We start from the raw sequence: 19,332 nt of genomic DNA on the forward strand, positions 1-19,332 counted from the left end.
CTGCCGGCGGGGCGGAACATTTGCCGGCGGCACCGGCCGTGGCCGGAAACCCTGTTACTGTTACTCGCGTTCCTGTTTCTGAACAGTCCATGCTCAAAAGCCGGTACTTTAAGCACCGGCTTTTAAACCTGGCTGGCCAGTGGTGCGACTCCCTGCCGCACCAGCTGACTTGCCCTATGATAACAACTGAAGCGTCACTATTTAAGTAGCATTGATGCGCAACTTAAGTGGCATAGGCTTTTTTATGACACTCAGGTGGCATCCGCCAGCAGCATGTCGCGGATTTTACCAATCGCACGGGTCGGGTTCAGACCTTTCGGGCACACTGCAACACAGTTCATGATACCGCGGCAACGGAACACGGAGAAAGGATCTTCGAGTTCACTAAGACGCTGCTCAGTAGCGTTGTCCCGCGAGTCTGCCAGAAAACGATAGGACTGAAGCAAGCCGGCGGGGCCAACGAACTTGTCCGGATTCCACCAGAAGGATGGGCATGACGTCGAGCAGCAGGCACACAGGATGCACTCATATAGCCCGTCCAGCTTGTCACGATCTTCAGGTGACTGCAGACGCTCAATGGCAGGCGCGGGCTCATCGTTCTGCAGATACGGCTGTATACGCTCGTATTGCTTGTAGAACAGGCTCATGTCCACAACCATATCGCGAATGACCGGCAGGCCCGGCAGCGGGCGCAGGGTCAGCTTGTTACCCTTGATCACATCCGAAAGAGGCGTGATGCAGGCCAGGCCATTCTTACCGTTCATGTTCATGCCATCGGAACCGCAGACACCTTCGCGGCAGCTGCGACGGAAAGCCAGGCCGTTGTCCTGCTCTTTCATCATATGCAGAACGTCCAGCACCATGAGATCCCGCCCCTTGGTGTCGACCTGAAATTCCTGCATGTAAGGTGCGGAGTCCGTTTCCGGGTTATAGCGGTATATGGATACCTGTAGATTGGACATAATGACTCCCTCTTTTCAGTGCGGAGATTAGTAGGTACGAACCTTGGGTTCGAACGTATCAACGGTCTTTGGCTTGAAGTTGACGTCACGCTTCTTGAGCTGTTTGGTCGCCGGGCAGTAAAGAGAGTGCTTCAACCAATTGACGTCATCACGATCCGGGAAGTCGTAACGCGAATGGGCGCCACGGCTTTCCTTACGCTCCAGTGCAGCAATCGCAGTCGCTTCTGCCACTTCCATCAGGTTGTCCAGCTCAAGTGCTTCGACACGGGCCGTGTTGAAAGCGTTCGACTTGTCAGGCAAGTAGGCATTATCGATACGATTGCGCAGATCGGCCAGCTTCTGAACCCCTTCCTGCATGTTCTTCTCTTCACGGAACACACCAAAGGAGTTCTGCATGATTTCCTGAAGCTCAGCTTTCAGTGCGGGAACGGTTTCGCCACCTTCAGACTCATTCCAGCGGCTCATGCGCTTCATGGCAAACTCGATATCCGACTCGCTGGCGTCCAGGTACTCGACACCTTCATTCAGCGCGCTCTCTATGAACATGCCCGCTGCACGGCCAAATACCACCAGATCCAGCAGTGAGTTACCGCCCAGACGGTTGGCACCGTGAACTGATACACAAGCCGCTTCGCCACAGGCATAGAGGCCGTTGACGATCTGATCGTTGCCGCTTTCGTCCTGCATGATTGCCTGACCATGCACGTTGGTCGGAATACCGCCCATCATGTAATGGCAGGTCGGCACGACGGGAATCGGGTCCTTGGCCGGGTCAACATGCGCGAAGGTCTTGGATAGCTCAACGATACCCGGCAAGCGCTTGCCCAGTACATCTTCACCCAGGTGATCCAGCTTCAGGAACACGTGGTCACCCTTGTCGCCACAACCACGCCCTTCGATAATTTCCATGACCATCGAACGTGCGACTACATCACGACCCGCCAGGTCCTTGGCGTTCGGCGCATAACGCTCCATGAAGCGTTCGCCGTCCTTGTTGATCAGATAACCACCCTCACCACGGCAACCCTCAGTTACCAGGGTACCTGCACCGTAGATGCCGGTCGGGTGGAACTGCCACATTTCCATGTCCTGCATCGGGAAACCGGCACGCAACGCCATACCAATACCGTCACCGGTGTTGATCAGCGCATTGGTTGTCGACGCATAGATACGGCCAGCGCCACCGGTTGCCAGCACTGTCGCCTTGGACTTGACCTGAACAACCTCGCCAGTCTCGATGCACATGGCAATACAGCCCACCACATCGCCTTCACTGTTCTTGACCAGATCAACCGCGTACCACTCATTCAGGAAGGTGGTGTTATTCTTCAGGTTGTTCTGATAAAGCGTATGCAAAAGCGCATGACCCGTCCGGTCAGCGGCTGCGCAGGTACGTGCGGCCTGGCCGCCTTCACCAAAATTTTTCGACTGACCGCCAAACGGGCGCTGGTAAATACGGCCGTTGTCAAAGCGTGAGAACGGTAGTCCCATGTGTTCCAGTTCAAATACCGCTTTCGGGCCCTCGGAGCACATATATTCGGCCGCATCCTGGTCAGCAATATAGTCGCCGCCCTTGACGGTGTCGTACATGTGCCAGCGCCAATCATCATCCGGATCCGACGATGCAATGGCACAGGTAATACCGCCCTGGGCAGAAACCGTATGCGAACGGGTCGGGAAAACTTTCGACAATACCGCTGTCTTTTTGCCCGACTTCGCCAGTTCCAGGGCAGCGCGCAGGCCGGACCCACCACCACCGATGATAATAGCGTCGTATGTCAAGCTACGAAGGTTAGACATGTATCAGGCTCCCCACAGGATTTGAATGCTCCAGACCAGAAAGGCAAAGATGGCCAGAATGACGAACATCTGGACACCCACACGCACATTGGTCGGCTTGATATAGTCGGTTGTGACTGTCCAGAGACCGACCCAGGCATGTGCCGACAGCGAAATAAACGCCAGCAGCGAGAAGATGCGCATCCAGGTCTGCGCGAACAGACCACTCCAGGCGTAGTAATCAAGCCCCGGATTGAACAGCAGATAGGCAACAAGGAAGACGGCATAGAATGCCATCACCACGGCTGAAACACGCTGCATCAGCCAATCAGAAAGACCGCTGCGGCTAAAACTAGTGATATTGGTTACCATACCCAGACTCCTGCCAAAATGATCAATACAGCGCTGACCACAACAGTGATCTGTGCTTTCTTCTCGCCGCCCTCAAGGGTTACCCCGATATCGGCGTCCATTACCAGGTGTTTGATACCGGCAACAAAATGGAAGGCAAATGCAGACAACAGTCCCCAGGCAATCAGCTTGGCCAGGAAGTTGTTGGCCAGCGCGCTGCTGACCGCATCGAAACCGGCAGGTGACGAGAGCGATGCACTCAACGCCCAGAAGGCAAAGATCAAACCAACGAACAGGATGACACCGGTAATGCGGTGTGTGATCGACGTCAATGCCGGGAGTGGGAAATGTATCGTAGAAAGATCTAGATTTACGGGTCGTTTGCTATTCACGGCTTTTTACACACTCTCTTGGCCCGCTCTGCGACTGGTCGGGCATGGCCCGAGCGGGCAGTGGTTGCTGGAAGGGGCTCGGCCGTTGCCAAGTCGGGCACGAACACCATCCTGCATGGGTGTCGCGCGACTCAGATTATAAGAACCTAATGCCCCGCTGACAAACTGAACAAAAGCGTTACTCGACCATGGTGCAACAAAAATCGCCTCCGAGCGGTCGATTTTGCAATGCAGCATGTCTATAGTAGTCAGGTAAACCGCTTCTTGGAACACTGACATGCACTTTTTCGGATGCATCGTCTGTCACCACAAGGAATGACGCACCAAGGCTCTGAAGAATCGATTGCACTAGGTGAATAGAGCAATGAACGTCAGTTAGGACAATCATATACAAATATTGTTCAAGGTAACAACCCTGTACTATTGTAGCTAGCATTTAGGCTAATTGACAATCTGTCGAACACTTCTATAGTGGGCAAGCCTTTTCGCCGGCGCGGTATCCAAATAATGACATCACGTCCCCAAACCGAATTCGAAAGGAGGCCTGCATGGCTGACAGGAAAGCAACACTGACGGTAGATGGCCTGGACAAGGCAATTGACTTACCCATTTATTCCGGATCACTTGGACCGGACGTTATTGATGTGCGTGCCCTGGGTAGTGAAGGCCTATTCACTTATGATCCTGGCTTTATGGCTACGTCCTCCTGCCAATCAGCCATCACTTACATCGATGGTGGAAAAGGTATCCTTCTTCATCGTGGCTACCCGATTGACCAGTTGGCCAGCGAGTCCAACTTTGTTGAAGTCTGCTTCACCCTGTTGTTTGGTGAGCTGCCAAGCGAAGAAGAATACACGGATTTTGAGTCGCGTATCCGTAACCACACCATGGTACACGACCAGATCAACAACTTTTTCAAGGGCTTTCGCCGTGACGCCCACCCCATGTCGATCCTGTGCGGTGTGGTAGGTGGTCTGGCCGCGTTCTATCACGACCACATGGACATCACCAAAGAAGAAGATCGGGTTATCAGCGCTATTCGCCTGATTGCCAAGATGCCCACTATAGCGGCCATGTCGCACAAGTATAATGTCGGCCAGCCGTTCAACTATCCACGCAATGACCTCAATTACGCTGAAAACTTCCTTTACATGATGTTCAGCAATCCGTGCGAGGACTACAAGATTAACCCGGTCTGTGCCAAGGCCATGGATCGTATCTTTACCCTGCACGCAGATCATGAACAGAACGCATCGACCTCCACGGTCCGCCTGGCGGGCTCTACCGGTGCCAACCCGTTTGCCTGCATCAGCGCAGGTATTGCAGCCCTTTGGGGTCCGGCACATGGTGGCGCCAATGAAGCCGTTCTGAACATGCTGGATGAAATAGGCGATGACTCAGAGGAAAACATCCAGCGCTTTGTTGACAAGGCAAAAGACAAGAACGACCCCTTTAAACTTATGGGCTTCGGGCACCGCGTCTATCGCAATTTTGATCCCCGCGCCAAGGTCATGAAAGAGACCTGCGACGAAGTGCTGGCTGAACTCGGCCTGGCCGATGATCCCCAGCTCAAGATCGCCAAGCGCCTGGAGCAGATTGCCCTGGAAGACGAATACTTCATCGAGCGCAAGCTCTATCCGAATGTCGACTTCTATTCAGGCATTATTCTCAAGGCCATGGGCATTCCAACCAACATGTTTACCGTCATTTTCGCGGTATCGCGCACAATTGGCTGGATTTCGCACTGGCACGAGATGCACAGCGACAGCTACAAGATTGGTCGTCCTCGCCAGCTTTACACTGGCTATGACCAGCGTGACTATCCCAGAAAATGATCGATTCGACCATCGAACCCTGCCAGTACTTTCTGGCATGATCAACAAGGCCACCTCAGGGTGGCCTTTTGTTTGCTTCAATACCCTGCATAAATGCTCTACATAAATACTCTGCATAAATACTCTGCATAACTACTTAGGGAGACGCTGAAATGCGCACAATTTCTACTGTTGCCTTTATCGGCCTGGGCGTAATGGGCTATCCCATGGCAGGGCACCTGTCTCGCCAGGGGCTCACTGCACGGGTCTACAACCGCACACCTCAAAAAGCCGAGCGCTGGGTGGAAGAACATGGTGGCAGCGCCCATGCCACGCCTGCAGAAGCCGCTCAGGGTGCCGATCTGGTATTGGTCTGCGTCGGCAATGACAACGATGTACGTGAGGTTATCTGCGGTGAGCAGGGCGTCCTGGAGAGCATGCAGAACGGTACCTACCTGGTTGATCACACCACGGCCTCTGCAGACCTTGCGCTGGAACTGGATACAGCCTGCCAGGAAAAGGGGATTGCTTTTTTTGATGCGCCTGTCTCGGGCGGACAACAGGGCGCAGAAAATGGTGCCCTGACCATCATGTGCGGCGGCGACGCTGATCACTTTGAACACGTCAGACCGGTTCTTAAGCATTACGCTCGTGCCGTCACCTTGATGGGTGCTGCCAGCAGCGGCCAGTTGACCAAGATGGTCAACCAGATCTGTATCGCCGGGCTGGTTCAAGGCTTGGCAGAAGGCCTGCATTTTGCCGAACAGGCAGGACTTGACCAACATCAGGTGGTCGATGTCATTTCGCAAGGCGCCGCAGGTTCATGGCAGATGGAAAACCGTCACGCCACCATGATTGACGATCATTACGAACATGGTTTCGCGGTCAACTGGATGCGCAAGGACCTGGACATCTGCCTGACACAGGCACGCCGTCTCGATGCCACCCTCCCTGTCACCGCACTGGTCGATCAATTCTATGCCGATGTCCAGGCAATGGGCGGTGGAAGATGGGACACATCCTCGCTACTGAAACGTCTGCGCAAGCCCGAATAACACTTGACTTTTTTATCCCCCGGGCAACAACAGGGTTTTTCCACACCTTCTGTGGATAACCCTGTTCACAACCGCTAGAAAACGTCTCAGAATCGCCATTATATGCGGGCTTGCCTTAAATTGATCAATTTTTGACCTATTATAAAGCACTGATTTTAAAGGAATTACGCTCAAGCATCTGTTTTCTGGGCAGTGTTGCGACGGTTGTGCACAACCAGTCAGAAAGGATCAGCAAAAGTGGACAAGTCAAGCCCAAATTGCACATCATTCGAGTAATAAAGCGAAAAATTAATCGGCAGGAATGTAACAACACAACGACGACAGATGCCATCATTGCAGAACATGATAAGGGGCGTTCCATCAAAAAGGAGAAGGATGGTGTGTTAACTCTGAAAACAGGATAAGGAGTGGCGTCCCATAGGGGGTTCGAACCCCTGTTACCGCCGTGAAAGGGCGGTGTCCTGGACCACTAGACGAATGGGACGTTGACACAATGACTTCGAGTGCAGTCTTTGGTGGAGCCTAGCGGGATCGAACCGCTGACCTCAACACTGCCAGTGTTGCGCTCTCCCAGCTGAGCTAAGGCCCCACATGCCCTGAAGACGAGACGTATATTACTTCTCCGCCCCGCCCTAGTCAACCTGTTTAACTCAATTAATTGAGATCCTGATCAAGGCCATGGTCAGCCAATATCACGAAACTCCTTCTCGAATCGCTTGGTCTGTTTTTTAGAAACGCCTCCAAGTACCTCAATGGCATGACGCAAGCGTGCTCGTGTCATGTCGGACCCCAGAATAACCATGCCATGCAAAACAGAGGTACTGGTTGTACTGCCTGTAATGGCAATAAACACCGGCGCAAGAAAGGCTTTCATCTTGAGCTCAAAGTGCTCTGCCAGGAGCTGCACTTCGCCTTGCAGCGACTCCTTGTTCCAGGCAGGAACAACCTCCAGGCGCCAGGTCAAAAACTGCAATAGCTTGACCAGGGTTTCCTGTTCCAGTTTGACTGATGCAAACGACGCCTGATCTATCGCCGGTAGACCGGCAAAAAAATGTCCTGCCAATGGCATCACCTGAGACAAGGTCTCAACACGCGGTCTGACCTGGGGAATAATCTGACGCGCGTAGTCTTCATTGAATGCCCATTCACGCAGTGCCTGGAGAAAGGCCGTATCATCAAGGTCCTCGCGGATGTACACACCGTTCAACCAGGTCAGCTTTTCCAGATCGAACACAGGCCCACCCAAGGAAACGCGCTGAATGTCAAAAGAAGCCAACATTTCATCCAGGCTGAACTTTTCACGTTCATCCGGCATGGACCATCCCATACGCCCGAGGTAATTAGTCACTGCCTGAGGCAGAAAACCCATGCGCCGGTAATAGTTGATCGAGGTAGGGTTCTTGCGCTTGGACAGTTTTGACTTATCCGGATTGCGCAACAGCGGCATATGGCACAGCACCGGCATCTCCCAACCAAGGTACTCATAAAGTAACTGGTGCTTGGGGGCTGAATTAATCCATTCCTCGCCTCTCAACACATGCGTAATCCCCATCAGGTGATCATCCACCACGTTGGCCAGGTGATATGTCGGCATGCCGTCGGATTTGAGCAGGATCTGCGCATCAACCTGACTCCACTCCACCTCGATACGCCCGCGCAGCATATCCTCCACCACGCAGACACCCTCACTGGGCACTTGCATACGCACCACATGGGGCCAGCCTTCCTGCTCGCGGCGTGCCACTTCTGCAGCGTCAAGAGCCAGGTCAGACGGCTTGAGTGCCAGATGCATGCCAGCTGCCTTACGCGCTTCGCGCAATTGATCGAGCTCTTCAGAAGTACGATAGCACTTGAACGCATGACCAGAATCAATCAGTTGCTGGGCGTACTGGGCGTATATATCCCCCCGCTCACTTTGCCGATACGGGCCATGGGGGCCGCCCACGTCGGGGCCTTCATCCCACTCAAGACCCAGCCAGCGCATGGAATCAAGGATCATCTGCTCGGACTCGGCCGTAGAGCGCACGCGATCAGTATCCTCTATCCTCAATACAAACTGGCCGCCATGCTGACGGGCAAAACAGAGATTGAATAACGCGATATAGGCAGTGCCCACATGGGGGTCACCCGTTGGCGAAGGAGCAATACGAGTTCTTACAGTCATGGAGGCTTCCTTGGAAAACAGCAAAGTGGATCGACTTACGTGGGCGCATTATACGCGTTCATGGAGATACCGGCAGCTGTAGCGCGCACCCTGAACAACGCTTGAAAGGTTCAGACTTGGTGACGTTTCATCGCTAACCGCCTTGCTCTGCACCAGAAGAGCCTCTGTCGCGGCCGTCAGGAAACGTCAACAGACCCTGATCAGAGGTTGGATTTGCCGTTTTATAGGCTAAGCTTTGGGCAAGAGCAGGATAACTCTGCATGAGCAATAACTAAAATGGATAATAGAAGACCAAGCTAATCTTTGGCATATTGATTAATGAATCCTTAATGCAGCGTCGTGTCTGCAGCGTAATTTCTTGTTAAGACCATCAGGTTTCATCAATATTCACCTGCATTCTCAGGTGCTCAATAGGAAACTCCCATGCAACCGTTAGGCGCCCGCATCAAGGAACTCAGGCTCAGAGCCGAACTCAACAAAGCTGAATTAGCCCGAGAGATTGGTGTATCCGATGTCACTATTTCCTATTGGGAATCGGGTGCTATCAAGCAGATCGGGCACGAACGCCTGGTGGCCCTGGCGGATGCGCTGAACTGCTCATTATCCACCCTGCTTGAAGGCGATAGCCATTCTGCGCTACCTGTTTTGACACACAAAGGGGAGTTACCCTGGAAACAGATAAATGCCAGCCCGATTGAAGTGAATGGCAGTTTTCTACCCGTCAAAATTGCCTGGCAGTTTCCCGCCTATATGGCCACACCCGGCACCAATACGTATTTTGCTCCCTTGAGAACAGGTGATCTGGTCTTACTGGGGCCCACACAGGCTTTCCACCAACCGGGTCACTATCTCGTATCTGAAGATGGACAAAGGGAATTGAAGTATTTCAACACCCTTCCTGATAGTGAGCTTACCCTGCATGCCATCCTGCTATGCCACTGGAAGGCCGCTTAGGTATCGGGAACGACCAGAACTTCGACTTGATCCTGTGTCCGACGGGGTTCGGCACCAATCATGAAACGGCGTGAATAGTTGATCACCTGCCCTAGACCATGGCGAGACTGTTCAACAAGGTCGCCCGCCAGGTTTTCGCCCTGAAGGCCAATTCGCTGACGCACATTCTCGGGTTGGATACTGGATTCCATCAGCTCAACTCTGATGCGATAGCCGCCATCTGGCAAACCGCTCCCCGGGCCCAGAGGCCCCACTTGGAAACGGCCATCCTCTCCAACCTGCGTTCTTTCCCGCCAGCGCACACTGCTTAACTCACGCTCGACCATGACACTGATATTGGAACTCACCGGCAGATTTGTCTGACCGGCCACAATGATCCGGCGGTCACTGCGCAGCTCCATGGATGCTTCCACCGTCACTTCCAGGGGTTGAGTCGCCGTCGATGCCTGCCCTTCGGATCCTGAAGACGTGTCAGATCCCTCGTCAGCAGAGCGCGTCGTCGTATAATCCCTGCCCAACGTGGCCTGTTCCTCATCGCCAGAGCCGCCACAACCTGCCAACAACGTCAATACCAAACCTATTACCAGCCACTGCATTTTGATGACCGCCATTCAAGCCTCCTCAGAATTTGGCAATGCCACGGCAACACCCATAGATAATGCCATGACATTACGCCGTTAGCATCCCAGCGTACAGGCACATCACGTACAAGTATTGGAAAATAATTGAGCAACTTTCCGGAGCCAGTTTAATTGACGGGGACACGCGCGGCGCCAGGGGCGTTCAGCTTTGTACTGAAGGGTATTTATTGCGTACAATTGCACGCCAATAAACACCCCACTTGTGGCCTGTTGCAATGACGTATCACCGATCATTTCGCCATGTGTACCCTGCCAGCTTTCCAGAGGCGCTCAAACCGTCTTTCTATAGGGCGTCATAAGATGCAAGTGATTGATATGAAATCTATAAGCCCAGCAGGTGCTGCTCGTCGATTTTCCGTAGCCCCGATGATGGACTGGACCACACGAGATTACCGGGCATTCGCACGTACCCTGACCCAACGTGCACTGCTATATACCGAAATGGTGACGACGGGGGCCATTTTGCATGGTTCACCGCGTGAGCGTTTTCTGGGCTACAACGAGGTTGAGCACCCTCTTGCCCTTCAGCTTGGGGGGTCCGATGCCGGTGAGCTGGCCGAATGCGCGGCGATTGCCGAAGCCTGGGGCTACGACGAGGTTAACCTGAATGTGGGTTGTCCCAGCGATCGGGTGCAGAACAATCTGATCGGCGCCTGCCTGATGGGCCACCCTGAAAAGGTCGCGGCAGCGGTCAAGGCCATGCAGGCCGCCGTATCGATTCCGGTCACGGTGAAGTGTCGAATCGGTATTGATGATCAGGACGAGGATGCCGACCTTGAGCATTTTATTCACCAGGTGGCAGATGCGGGTTGCGATACCTTTATCGTCCATGCCCGCAAGGCCTGGCTGCAGGGACTGTCTCCCAAACAGAACCGCGATGTGCCGCCGCTGAACTATCCACGCGTCCAACGTCTTAAGCAGCGCCACCCTGAACTGCATATTGGCATCAATGGCGGCATCAAGACGCTGGAGGCCTGTCAGGCTCAGTTAGCCCAGGTGGACAGCGTTATGGTCGGCAGAGAGGCCTACCAGAACCCCTGGTTGCTGGCCAGGGTGGATAGCACCTTTTTCGGCCAGGCTGACCCGGCCAGCAGTCGACTGGCTGCAGCTCAGGCGTTTCGTCCTTATATCCAGGCGCGCCTGGATGAAGGCGCCAAACTGAATCATGTTACCCGCCACCTGCTGGGGCTGTTTCAGGGCTGCCCCGGCGGGCGCCGTTTCCGCCGCCACCTGTCTGAACATGCGCATCTGGAAGGCGCCGGTTTACGCATCTATGATGATGCCCTTAGCCTGGTGCACGAGCCGCAAGAAGCGGCGGCCGCTGTCTCAATAGAGTGAGTCCGGCGGCGGTTCCAGGGAGGAGTTGAATGACTCAATCGCGGTTTCAGCCTCCTCAATGGCATCAAAGCGGGCAATATGAAACAGGGCCTCCCCCTCGTTGGCCAGCGGTAAACGACTCATGCCGATGACAATACCATCAGCGACGGCGCGCACCTCGTCCTCGTCGTTACCAAAGGGGTCGGCCACCTTGCCCAGCACCTCCCCTTTCGCCACTCGAGCACCCAGGCGCACCTTGGGGCGCAGAATGCCATCAATCGGTGCCCGCGCCCAGCTTGAACCATTGGCCAGCTCAGCAGGAGAAGGACGCCGGCGGCGCTGCTCGCCTGTGAGCATGCCCAGACGACGCATTACCCGCAGCACGCCGCGTACCCCGGGCGCAATCGCCCATTCATCAAAGCGCAGCGCCTCACCTGCCTCATAGGTCAGCACGGGAATACCCCGGTTCTGGGCATAATGACGCAGGCTGCCCTCGCGCAGCTCGGCATTCAGAATCACTGGCGCCCCAAAGGCATCGGCCATTTGTTCGGTTTCACTGCCGGTACTTAACTGGGCGCGAATCTGCGGCAGGTTGGTGCGGTGAATGGCACCGGTGTGCAAATCAATGATATGGGTGGCGCCATCAACAATTTCCTCTCTGAGCAGGGCGGCAATCCGCCCTCCCAGGGAACCGGATTCACTGCCTGGAAAACAGCGGTTGAGGTCGCGCCGGTCAGGCAGGTATCGCGTCTGCTGCAGGAAACCGAAGACGTTGACTACCGGAACCGCAATCAGGGTGCCCCGCAGGCTGTTGATGGCTTTGGAGCGCAACAAACGACGGACAATTTCCACGCCATTGATCTCATCGCCATGAATGCCACCGCATACCAGCAACACCGGCCCTTCCTTGCGGCCATGAACCACTTCAACCGGCATATGCAATTGCGTATGGGTGTATAGTCGAGCAAGGGGAAGATCAATTTCCAACCGTTGGCCGGGCCGAACGGTTTTCCCCGCTAATGTAAAAGGTGCTCTCGCCATATCGGGTCTGCCTTACGATGAAAACAGGAGTTGGATCATCTTACACCTGAAGGCCCGGCGGGCGAAGAAAATGACGCCCCTTTGGCGGGTAAAACCCTGATGAATCGGGTAAAATGACGATTGATCCCATCATGGATACTGGCGTTATGGTACGTAAGACAAAAGAGGAGGCTGCCGCGACACGCGAACTCTTGCTGGATGCTGCCGAGGACATGTTCCTCGAGCACGGGGTGGCACGCACATCCCTCGAGCAGATCGCCCGTCACGCCGGCATGACGCGAGGAGCGGTCTACTGGCACTTCATGAACAAGGGGGATCTGTTCAACGCCATGCTGGAACGTGTACGGCTGCCCTTTCAGGGGCTGGTAGAAGAGCTCGACGATCCTGAACTGGCCAGAAAAAAACCTCTGGAAGCCATCCGGCTGGCCTGTATCAATGGTTTCAGGCGCCTGGAGCAGCCACGTTATCGTCGGGTACATACCATCCTGATTCACCGCTGCGAAACCTTTGGGGATATTGATCCAATCCGCATGCAGAACGAAATGGCCGACGAAGCCTGCAGCACTCTGGTCGACTATTTCCGCTGCGCTGCCCGCTATCATCAGTTGCGCGAGGATCTTGCTCCGGAAAGGGCGGCCGATATCATGAACGCCTTGCTCAGCGGCCTCTTTCACCACTGGCTGCGCAACCATGTTTCCTTTTCTATCTACCAGGAGGGTTCACGCCTGGTAGAAACCCAGCTGGCCCTCATGCAGCCTGTCAATACCTGACGCCCGCCTACGCCGGAAAGCAAAACACCGGCGCCAGGGCCGGTGTTTGCGTGCGTGACGCCCCTCAGAGAGACGCCGGGGAGCCCCTAGATCCTGGACGCTTTGCCACTGCCCAGGCGCTTGTTGTTGAGCCACTGGGCAATGCTGGCAATCATGGCGTAGAAACTGGGGATGAACATGCTGCCCAGAATCGCCACTGTGCCCATGCCGACGGCCACCGTGGTGCCGATATGATGGCTGCTCACATCGCTGGCGCCAGTGGCCAGCGCCAGCGGCAGGGTGCCGAAGATAAACGCCAGCGACGTCATGACAATCGGACGAAAACGCAGTTCTGCCGCGCTCACAGCCGCCTCACGGATGGTCTTGCCCAGTTCCTTGCGCTGCAGCTCAGCAAACTCGACAATCAGGATGGCGTTCTTGGCCGCCAGCCCGACCACCACCAATATGCCGATTTCCACATACACACTGGTGTCCAGCCCTCGCAGCACAATGCCGCCAATACTGCCCAGGAAGGCAAAAGGTGTCGCGGTCAGCACCGCCAGGGGCAACGACCAGCTTTCATATTGGGCGGCCAGGATCAGAAACACCATGAGCAGGCCAAAGATGACCGCCATCGAGGCCGTGTTGCCCAACTCGCTTTCCTGATAGGCAGTGCCTGTCCAGCCCATGCCCCACTCGTTGCCCAAGGTATCCCGCACCACGTCCTCCATGGCCTCAATGGCCTGGGTGGAACTATAGCCCGCTGCCGGGCCGCCCTGAAACTGGGCGCCCAGGTAGACACCAAAGCGCGATACCACAGCGGGCTTGGCCTGGCGCTCCAGGGTCACAAACTCCGAAAGCGGAATCCGCTCACCATTGCCGCCGCGAACATAGATATGGTTCAGGTCATCCGGCGTCTTGCGGTATTCGTCCTCGTTTTGCAGATATACCTGGAAGTTGCGGTTCTGGTAGCTGAAAAAGTTCACAAACCCATTGCCAAAGGTGTTCGACAGGGTTGCGTTGAGATCGTCCAGTGACACGCCATAGCTCAAGGCCTTCTGCTGGTCGATCTCTGCCCGGTAGCCGGGCACGTTGACATTGAAGGTGGTAAAGACCCGTTCAAGCGCCGGATGCTCGTTCGCCGCCTGCATGACCTGCATGGAGGCCTCGAACAGCTCACGCGAATCCGCGCCGCCAAAGGATTGCAGGTAGCCGGTAAAGCCCCCTGTGGTGGAAAGCCCCATGATGGGGGGGACGTTGAAGGCCATGGCCGAACCGCCCGGTATCTCGGCGCCCAGCTGCATGATCCGGCCCACCAGTTCATCGGCGGTCAGGGAGCGCTCTCCCCATGGATCAAGGTTGATAAACATGATGCCGCGGGCCGTATTGACCGCGCTGGAGAGAATGTCATAGCCCGCCACTGCTGAGGAAAAGCGCACGCCATCAATGTCTTCAACCTGGGAACTCAGCTCATCCATATACGCCTGGGTACGCTCGAGAGAGGCCGAATCCGGCAGCTGCACCGCCGCCAGCACAATCCCCTGGTCGGTTTCCGGCACCAGGGAGGCCGGCGTCGTCTCATACAGCCACCAGGAGCCGGCCACCACCAGCCCGGTCAACAGCAGTGCCAGCCCCCAGAAACGTACCAGCACCCTGACAATCGCCATATAGCCTGCAGTAATCGCCGCAAACAGACGATTGAACAGGCGCAACGGCAAGCCCAGAGTGTGCATTATCTTCGATTCACTCTTGGGCTTGTGCTTGATGAAAATCGCCGAGAGTGCCGGCGTGAAGGTCAGGGCCATCAAGGCGGAAAATGCCACCGAAATGGCCACCGTCAAGGCAAATTGCTGATAGATCTGGCCGGTAAAACCGCCCAGGAAGGCAACCGGCACAAAGACAGCGGCCATGATCAGAGAGGTGGCGATTACCGGCCCGCCGACTTCCTTCATGGCGCGGGTTGTCGCCTGGATGACGCTGATATTCTCATCTTCGTTCAACACCCGCTCGACATTTTCCACCACCAGGATCGCATCGTCCACAACGATGCCGATGGACAGCACCAGCGCAAACAGCGTCAACAGGTTGATCGAGAAACCGAACATGTAGAAACCGGCAAAGGTAGCCAATACCGACACCGGGACCACCGACATGGCAATCACGGTAAAGCGCCAGTTCTGCAGGAAGATGAACAGGATCACCCCGACAATCAGGAAGGCTTCAATAAACACCTTCAGAACGGTATTCACCGAGGCATCAATAAACAGGGTGGTGTCATAGGGCACGACGTATTCAAGCCCCGGAGGAAAACGTTCCTTCAGATCCCCCATGGTATCGCGCACCGCCTCGGCGGTTTCCAACGCATTGGCACCTGGCTGCTGGTTGATAATGATCGGCGTCATGCTGGCGCCGTTCAGCTTGGCATCCACCCCATAGAAAGAGGCGCCCAGCTCAATCCGCGCGACGTCGTCGAGTCGCAGGGAAGACCCATCCGGATTGGTACGCAGAAAGATGTCACGAAAATCATCCACATCGTTCAGGCGTCCGCCAGCCGTGATCGTGTAAGTGAAGGCGCGTGGATCACGTTGCGGCGTTGCGGCCAGGCTACCGGCCGGTACCTCGGTATTCTGGGAGCGAATGGCGCTGGCCACCTCTGAAGGCGTCAGGTCATACTGGGCCAGCTTGTTCGGGTCCATCCATACGCGCATGGCGAACTCGCCGCCGCCCAACACTTCAGCCTCCCCCACCCCGGACACCTGACGGAGTTCGTCAAGGATATTCAGGGTGGCGTAGTTCTGCATGTAAATGCGGCTGTAGTCATCTTCCGGTGAGATCAGGGCTACCAGCATCAGGATCGAGCTGGAATTCAGCTCTACCGTCACCCCCTGGGACTGCACGGCTTCGGGGAGCTGGGAAAGCGCGCCCTGAACCCGATTGTTGACGTTGATGGTATTGATATCGCCAGAAGTACCAATATCAAAGGCCACTTCAAGCGACATCGAACCGTTGTCAGCACTGGTTGAGGTCATGTAGAGCATGTCCTCAACCCCGTTGATCGCTTCCGCCAGGGGCGCGGCCACGGTCTGTGCTATGGTTTCGGCATCTGCCCCGGGAAACTGGGCGCTCACCGACACAGTGGGCGGCACAACGTTGGGATATTGCTCAATCGGCAACACGCGCATACTGACCACACCGACCAGAGTCAGGATGATGGCCAGCACGGTGGCAAAGATGGGTCGCGCAATAAAGAAATTGGAAAAACTCATGAGGCATCGTCTCCGCCCGCGTCTGAATCCTCACCCTGGGAATCATTCTGGGCACCTTCCGCCTCTTGCTGCGCTTCTTGCTCAGCCTGCTCTTTTTCTTCCTCGATATTTTCCACCAGATTGTCAGCATCGCCGTCAAAGGCGCGCGGCTCAATCGTGCGGCCCGGTTCGATACCCGCCGGGTCGCCCACGATAATTCGCTCACCCGGCTCCAGGCCACCGTCAATCACCTGCCATGGGCCGGCCAGTTCGCCCAGCTCAACCGTACGTGCCCGTGCTTTATTGTCCTCATCCAGCACAAACACCTGCGGCCCCATCAGCCCCTGGGTAACGGTAATTTCCGGCACGGCGATAACGTCATAGCGCTTCAACCCATCAATGCGTACGCGCACAAACTGCCCGGGCAATACCTGGCCGTCCGGATTATCGACATTCGCATTGCCCTGAACCGTACTGGTGCCCTGGCTGACCCGGGAGCCCAGATAATCCATATAGCCTTCAAGCGGCGATTCATGGCCCGCGATATCCAGCAGCACCCTGATATCGGCCAGTTCGGTGCCGTCGTTCATCTGGCGACGCAGCTCAAACGCATCCCGTTGGGGTAATTGAAAACGCACTTCCAGCGGATCAAGCGGCGTGATAGTGGTCAACGCCGTACCCGGGGTCACCAGGTTACCCACGTTGACCTCACTCAGGCTGATCATGCCAGCCACGGGCGCCTTGACGTCCGAATACGCCAGATCAATCTGTGCCCGGGCCAGCGAGGCTTCGGCCTGAGCCACGCTGGCCCGGGCCACCTGCATTTCTGCCAGGGCCTGATCATACTCCTGACGGCTGACCGAGTTCTGGCTCAACAGACGTTCGAAGCGCTCGGCATCGCGCTGGGCACGGGAAAGCTCGGCACGGGCACTCTGCAGGTCAGCGTCACGCTGGTTGACAGTCGCCTGATAGACATCCGGTTCAATGGAATAAAGCCGCTGACCTTCTTCCACCATCTGCCCTGGCTCGAAGTGACGCTCTTGCAGCACTCCGGTGATCCTGGCCACCAGCGCCACCTCATTATCGCTGCGCAACAATGACGAGTAGGAGCGTTCAAGCTCGATGTCCTGTCGCTCCACCTCCGTCACCTCCACCTCATGAGGCGGCTTATCCTGCTGCTCAGCGCCCTGCTGAGCCAATACCCGTTCATGCGGAAAAGGGCTGAGCGCTATACCTGCGCCCATTACCAGCGCAATCAGTGCACGCCGTGACGACAATAACTTCATGGGTGATATGTCCGTTGGGAGAATTAAACAAGTACAATAATTGCAATCATACACGCATGAATGTCATTGCCGTAAACAAAATTTTACCCGTTGCGACGTGGACGCTCGCCTATATTGGTCACGCTGTCGAGGTTATCCTCGGGCAGGGTAAATTCGACCCTTTCCTCTCCCAGCCATTCGTTGACGTCTTCCAGAGCGGCAACATCCAGCGTACCCGCCTGCTGGCGAAGAGACAGCAGGTTAATGACATAGTCGTAACGGGCACTGGCATGATCAGCAATGGCATTGTAGAGGTTCTGCTCTGCATTCAGCACATCGACGATATTACGCGTGCCAACTTCATAGCCTGCACGGGTGGCATCCAGGGCACTCTGGTTAGAGACGATCGCCTGCTGGCGCGCTTCAACGGTCGACACATTATTGCTCAGCTGGGTATAACGTGAACGTATCTGCTGAACAGTTTCACGGCGCTGATCCTCAAAGTCATACTGGCTGGATTCCAGCAGAAAGGTGTTTTCCTGAATGGTCGCTTCCGTGGTACCGCCAGTGTAAAGCGGCATGCTGACCCTGAGTCCGACCTCACCGTCCGAGTTGTAGCCGGAGACCCCACTGCGGTCGTTATCGGAATAGTTGTAGCTGGCAAACGCATCCAGCGTCGGCAATTCCTGCGCCTTGGCAATCTCCAGACTGCTGCGCCTGAGTTCAACGCCCGCCTCGCTGGCCAGCACCAGGGGGTTATTTTCCATGCCCAGCTCAACCCAGTAATCGCGGTCTTCAGGGGTGGGCAGCGTCACCGGCATCGCATCCGTCAAGGCGTCAATGCTGTCATAGCGCTGGCCCGTCAAGCGCTCCAGCGCTTCAAAACGCACCTGCAGATCACTGTCGGCGGCAATCCGTACGGCACGCGCCTGGTCAAACGCCGCCTTGGCTTCCTCCACTTCAGTAATCGCAATCAGGCCCACTTCAAACTGCTCCCTGGCCTGTTCCAGCTGACGGCCGATGGCCCGCTCCTGGGCACGCCGGGCATCCAGCACTTCATAGGCACGCAGAATTTCAAAGTAGGCGGAAGCCACATCAATCAGCAGCTGCTGTTCGGTCGCGGCCAGCTGAAAAAGCTGCTGATCAATCTGGCGATCAGCCTGGTCAACCTGGCGGCGCTTCAATGCATCAAACAGCGCCTGGGTAGCTTCCAGCGAGAGCCCCACACTGTTGACGTTATCGCCGCCGCCAGACGGGGGTAAAGGTGTACTCTGACTTTCAAACTCACGGTTGTGCGACAGGCTGCCGCTGACACTTACCTGAGGCTTCAACTCGCCTTCCGTCGCATCGCGGGCCGCTTCGGTGCTCCGTGTCACCAGGCGCTCGGAAGATAACGCCGCATTGTTGTTCAGTGCATCCTGGGTAATCGTCAAGAGATCCGCTGACCATGCGGGCGCCCCCCAGGCAGCGGCGACCAGCGAGGGTAAAAGCGCACGCTGGAGCCAACGATGGCGGGATAATGACGGGGTGTGGGCGAAAGATCTTGGCATGTTAACGTCCTCGGTATAATCCTTCATAAGGAGTGGCGATGGTGTAACTGGGT

At 55.7% G+C, this 19,332-nt stretch carries 15 protein-coding genes and 2 tRNA genes; 5 read left to right on the top strand and 12 right to left on the bottom strand.

Features of this window, described 5'->3' with window-relative positions:
* Nucleotides 1-251: 251 nt before the first annotated feature.
* From LL947_RS09640 to sdhC, 4 genes are read right to left on the bottom strand one after another with little or no spacing between them, the layout of a single operon-like run.
* A complete protein-coding gene (locus LL947_RS09640) occupies nucleotides 252-962 on the bottom strand; it encodes a succinate dehydrogenase iron-sulfur subunit (RefSeq protein WP_290823060.1) in 711 nt (236 codons plus the stop codon).
* A gap of 27 nt (nucleotides 963-989) precedes the next feature.
* Nucleotides 990-2,762: a succinate dehydrogenase flavoprotein subunit gene (gene sdhA / locus LL947_RS09645; RefSeq protein ID WP_499833055.1), complete on the bottom strand. Its 1,773-nt coding sequence runs from the start codon at nucleotides 2,760-2,762 to the stop codon at nucleotides 990-992.
* A 3-nt stretch (nucleotides 2,763-2,765) separates the two neighbouring features.
* Nucleotides 2,766-3,113: a succinate dehydrogenase, hydrophobic membrane anchor protein gene (gene sdhD, locus LL947_RS09650; RefSeq protein ID WP_290823062.1), complete on the bottom strand. Its 348-nt coding sequence runs from the start codon at nucleotides 3,111-3,113 to the stop codon at nucleotides 2,766-2,768.
* Entirely contained in the window at nucleotides 3,107-3,484 is a 378-nt protein-coding gene (gene sdhC, locus LL947_RS09655) for a succinate dehydrogenase, cytochrome b556 subunit (RefSeq protein ID WP_404413565.1), read from the bottom strand. Before sdhC ends, sdhD begins: the two co-directional genes overlap by 7 nt.
* Nucleotides 3,485-4,032: 548 nt before the next feature.
* Here sdhC and gltA point away from each other — a divergent pair.
* The gene (gene gltA, locus LL947_RS09660; RefSeq protein WP_499833056.1) at nucleotides 4,033-5,319 is read left to right on the top strand and encodes a citrate synthase; all 1,287 of its coding nucleotides are present in this window, start codon (nucleotides 4,033-4,035) and stop codon (nucleotides 5,317-5,319) included.
* 152 nt (nucleotides 5,320-5,471) lie between these two features.
* Entirely contained in the window at nucleotides 5,472-6,353 is an 882-nt protein-coding gene (locus LL947_RS09665; RefSeq protein ID WP_290823290.1) for an NAD(P)-dependent oxidoreductase, read from the top strand.
* Between the two features lie 408 nt (nucleotides 6,354-6,761).
* Here the strand turns inward: LL947_RS09665 and LL947_RS09670 are convergent.
* The 3 genes from LL947_RS09670 to gltX all read right to left on the bottom strand — a co-directional run bounded on the left by LL947_RS09670 (nucleotide 6,762) and on the right by gltX (nucleotide 8,517).
* Nucleotides 6,762-6,837, bottom strand: a tRNA-Glu gene (locus LL947_RS09670).
* Nucleotides 6,838-6,866: 29 nt separating this feature from the next.
* Nucleotides 6,867-6,942 (bottom strand) — tRNA-Ala (locus tag LL947_RS09675).
* A 93-nt stretch (nucleotides 6,943-7,035) separates the two neighbouring features.
* Nucleotides 7,036-8,517, bottom strand: coding sequence for a glutamate--tRNA ligase (gene gltX / locus LL947_RS09680; protein ID WP_290823292.1), 1,482 nt, complete (start codon nucleotides 8,515-8,517; stop codon nucleotides 7,036-7,038).
* Between the two features lie 423 nt (nucleotides 8,518-8,940).
* On the opposite strand from gltX, the gene LL947_RS09685 reads away from it, so the two are divergent.
* Nucleotides 8,941-9,471 (top strand): helix-turn-helix domain-containing protein, encoded by a 531-nt coding sequence (locus LL947_RS09685; RefSeq protein WP_499833057.1) that lies wholly within the window; start codon nucleotides 8,941-8,943, stop codon nucleotides 9,469-9,471.
* On the opposite strand, the gene LL947_RS09690 is transcribed toward LL947_RS09685, so the two are convergent.
* Nucleotides 9,468-10,082: a hypothetical protein gene (locus LL947_RS09690; protein WP_499833058.1), complete on the bottom strand. Its 615-nt coding sequence runs from the start codon at nucleotides 10,080-10,082 to the stop codon at nucleotides 9,468-9,470. The genes LL947_RS09685 and LL947_RS09690 overlap by 4 nt on opposite strands.
* A gap of 345 nt (nucleotides 10,083-10,427) precedes the next feature.
* Between LL947_RS09690 and dusA the strand changes: the two genes are divergently transcribed.
* Nucleotides 10,428-11,450 carry a tRNA dihydrouridine(20/20a) synthase DusA gene (gene dusA / locus LL947_RS09695; RefSeq protein WP_499833059.1) on the top strand — a complete coding sequence of 341 codons (1,023 nt, stop codon included), beginning with the start codon at nucleotides 10,428-10,430 and terminating at the stop codon, nucleotides 11,448-11,450.
* On the opposite strand, the gene LL947_RS09700 is transcribed toward dusA, so the two are convergent.
* On the bottom strand, nucleotides 11,439-12,470 hold the full coding sequence (locus LL947_RS09700) for a succinylglutamate desuccinylase/aspartoacylase family protein (protein WP_290823296.1): 1,032 nt from the start codon (nucleotides 12,468-12,470) through the stop codon (nucleotides 11,439-11,441). The genes dusA and LL947_RS09700 overlap by 12 nt on opposite strands.
* 146 nt (nucleotides 12,471-12,616) lie before the next feature.
* On the opposite strand from LL947_RS09700, the gene LL947_RS09705 reads away from it, so the two are divergent.
* On the top strand, nucleotides 12,617-13,240 hold the full coding sequence (locus tag LL947_RS09705) for a TetR family transcriptional regulator (RefSeq protein ID WP_499834405.1): 624 nt from the start codon (nucleotides 12,617-12,619) through the stop codon (nucleotides 13,238-13,240).
* Nucleotides 13,241-13,326: 86 nt separating this feature from the next.
* Here LL947_RS09705 and LL947_RS09710 read toward each other — a convergent pair whose 3' ends face one another.
* The 3 genes from LL947_RS09710 to LL947_RS09720 all read right to left on the bottom strand — a co-directional run bounded on the left by LL947_RS09710 (nucleotide 13,327) and on the right by LL947_RS09720 (nucleotide 19,279).
* Nucleotides 13,327-16,485: an efflux RND transporter permease subunit gene (locus LL947_RS09710; RefSeq protein ID WP_499833060.1), complete on the bottom strand. Its 3,159-nt coding sequence runs from the start codon at nucleotides 16,483-16,485 to the stop codon at nucleotides 13,327-13,329.
* Nucleotides 16,482-17,750, bottom strand: a complete 1,269-nt coding sequence (locus LL947_RS09715) for an efflux RND transporter periplasmic adaptor subunit (RefSeq protein ID WP_404413580.1) — start codon at nucleotides 17,748-17,750, stop codon at nucleotides 16,482-16,484. The genes LL947_RS09710 and LL947_RS09715 overlap by 4 nt, the downstream gene beginning before the upstream one ends.
* 83 nt (nucleotides 17,751-17,833) lie before the next feature.
* Complete coding sequence (locus LL947_RS09720) at nucleotides 17,834-19,279, bottom strand: TolC family outer membrane protein (protein ID WP_499833061.1); 1,446 nt, start codon at nucleotides 19,277-19,279, stop codon at nucleotides 17,834-17,836.
* Nucleotides 19,280-19,332 lie beyond the last annotated feature (53 nt).

Source organism: Halomonas sp. BLK-85, assembly GCF_044792155.1.
Lineage (GTDB): Bacteria > Pseudomonadota > Gammaproteobacteria > Pseudomonadales > Halomonadaceae > Vreelandella.

What these genes read in the sequence shown, in the direction of transcription:
- LL947_RS09710 (WP_499833060.1), bottom strand. Translation starts at nt 16,485, where the DNA reads ATGAGTTTTTCCAATTTCTTTATTGCGCGACCCATCTTTGCCACCGTG.
- dusA (WP_499833059.1), top strand. Translation starts at nt 10,428, where the DNA reads ATGAAATCTATAAGCCCAGCAGGTGCTGCTCGTCGATTTTCCGTAGCC.
- sdhD (WP_290823062.1), bottom strand. Translation starts at nt 3,113, where the DNA reads ATGGTAACCAATATCACTAGTTTTAGCCGCAGCGGTCTTTCTGATTGG.
- sdhA (WP_499833055.1), bottom strand. Translation starts at nt 2,762, where the DNA reads ATGTCTAACCTTCGTAGCTTGACATACGACGCTATTATCATCGGTGGT.
- LL947_RS09665 (WP_290823290.1), top strand. Translation starts at nt 5,472, where the DNA reads ATGCGCACAATTTCTACTGTTGCCTTTATCGGCCTGGGCGTAATGGGC.
- LL947_RS09705 (WP_499834405.1), top strand. Translation starts at nt 12,617, where the DNA reads ATGGTACGTAAGACAAAAGAGGAGGCTGCCGCGACACGCGAACTCTTG.
- LL947_RS09720 (WP_499833061.1), bottom strand. Translation starts at nt 19,279, where the DNA reads ATGCCAAGATCTTTCGCCCACACCCCGTCATTATCCCGCCATCGTTGG.
- LL947_RS09700 (WP_290823296.1), bottom strand. Translation starts at nt 12,470, where the DNA reads ATGGCGAGAGCACCTTTTACATTAGCGGGGAAAACCGTTCGGCCCGGC.
- LL947_RS09685 (WP_499833057.1), top strand. Translation starts at nt 8,941, where the DNA reads ATGCAACCGTTAGGCGCCCGCATCAAGGAACTCAGGCTCAGAGCCGAA.
- gltA (WP_499833056.1), top strand. Translation starts at nt 4,033, where the DNA reads ATGGCTGACAGGAAAGCAACACTGACGGTAGATGGCCTGGACAAGGCA.
- gltX (WP_290823292.1), bottom strand. Translation starts at nt 8,517, where the DNA reads ATGACTGTAAGAACTCGTATTGCTCCTTCGCCAACGGGTGACCCCCAT.
- LL947_RS09715 (WP_404413580.1), bottom strand. Translation starts at nt 17,750, where the DNA reads ATGAAGTTATTGTCGTCACGGCGTGCACTGATTGCGCTGGTAATGGGC.
- LL947_RS09640 (WP_290823060.1), bottom strand. Translation starts at nt 962, where the DNA reads ATGTCCAATCTACAGGTATCCATATACCGCTATAACCCGGAAACGGAC.
- LL947_RS09690 (WP_499833058.1), bottom strand. Translation starts at nt 10,082, where the DNA reads ATGGCGGTCATCAAAATGCAGTGGCTGGTAATAGGTTTGGTATTGACG.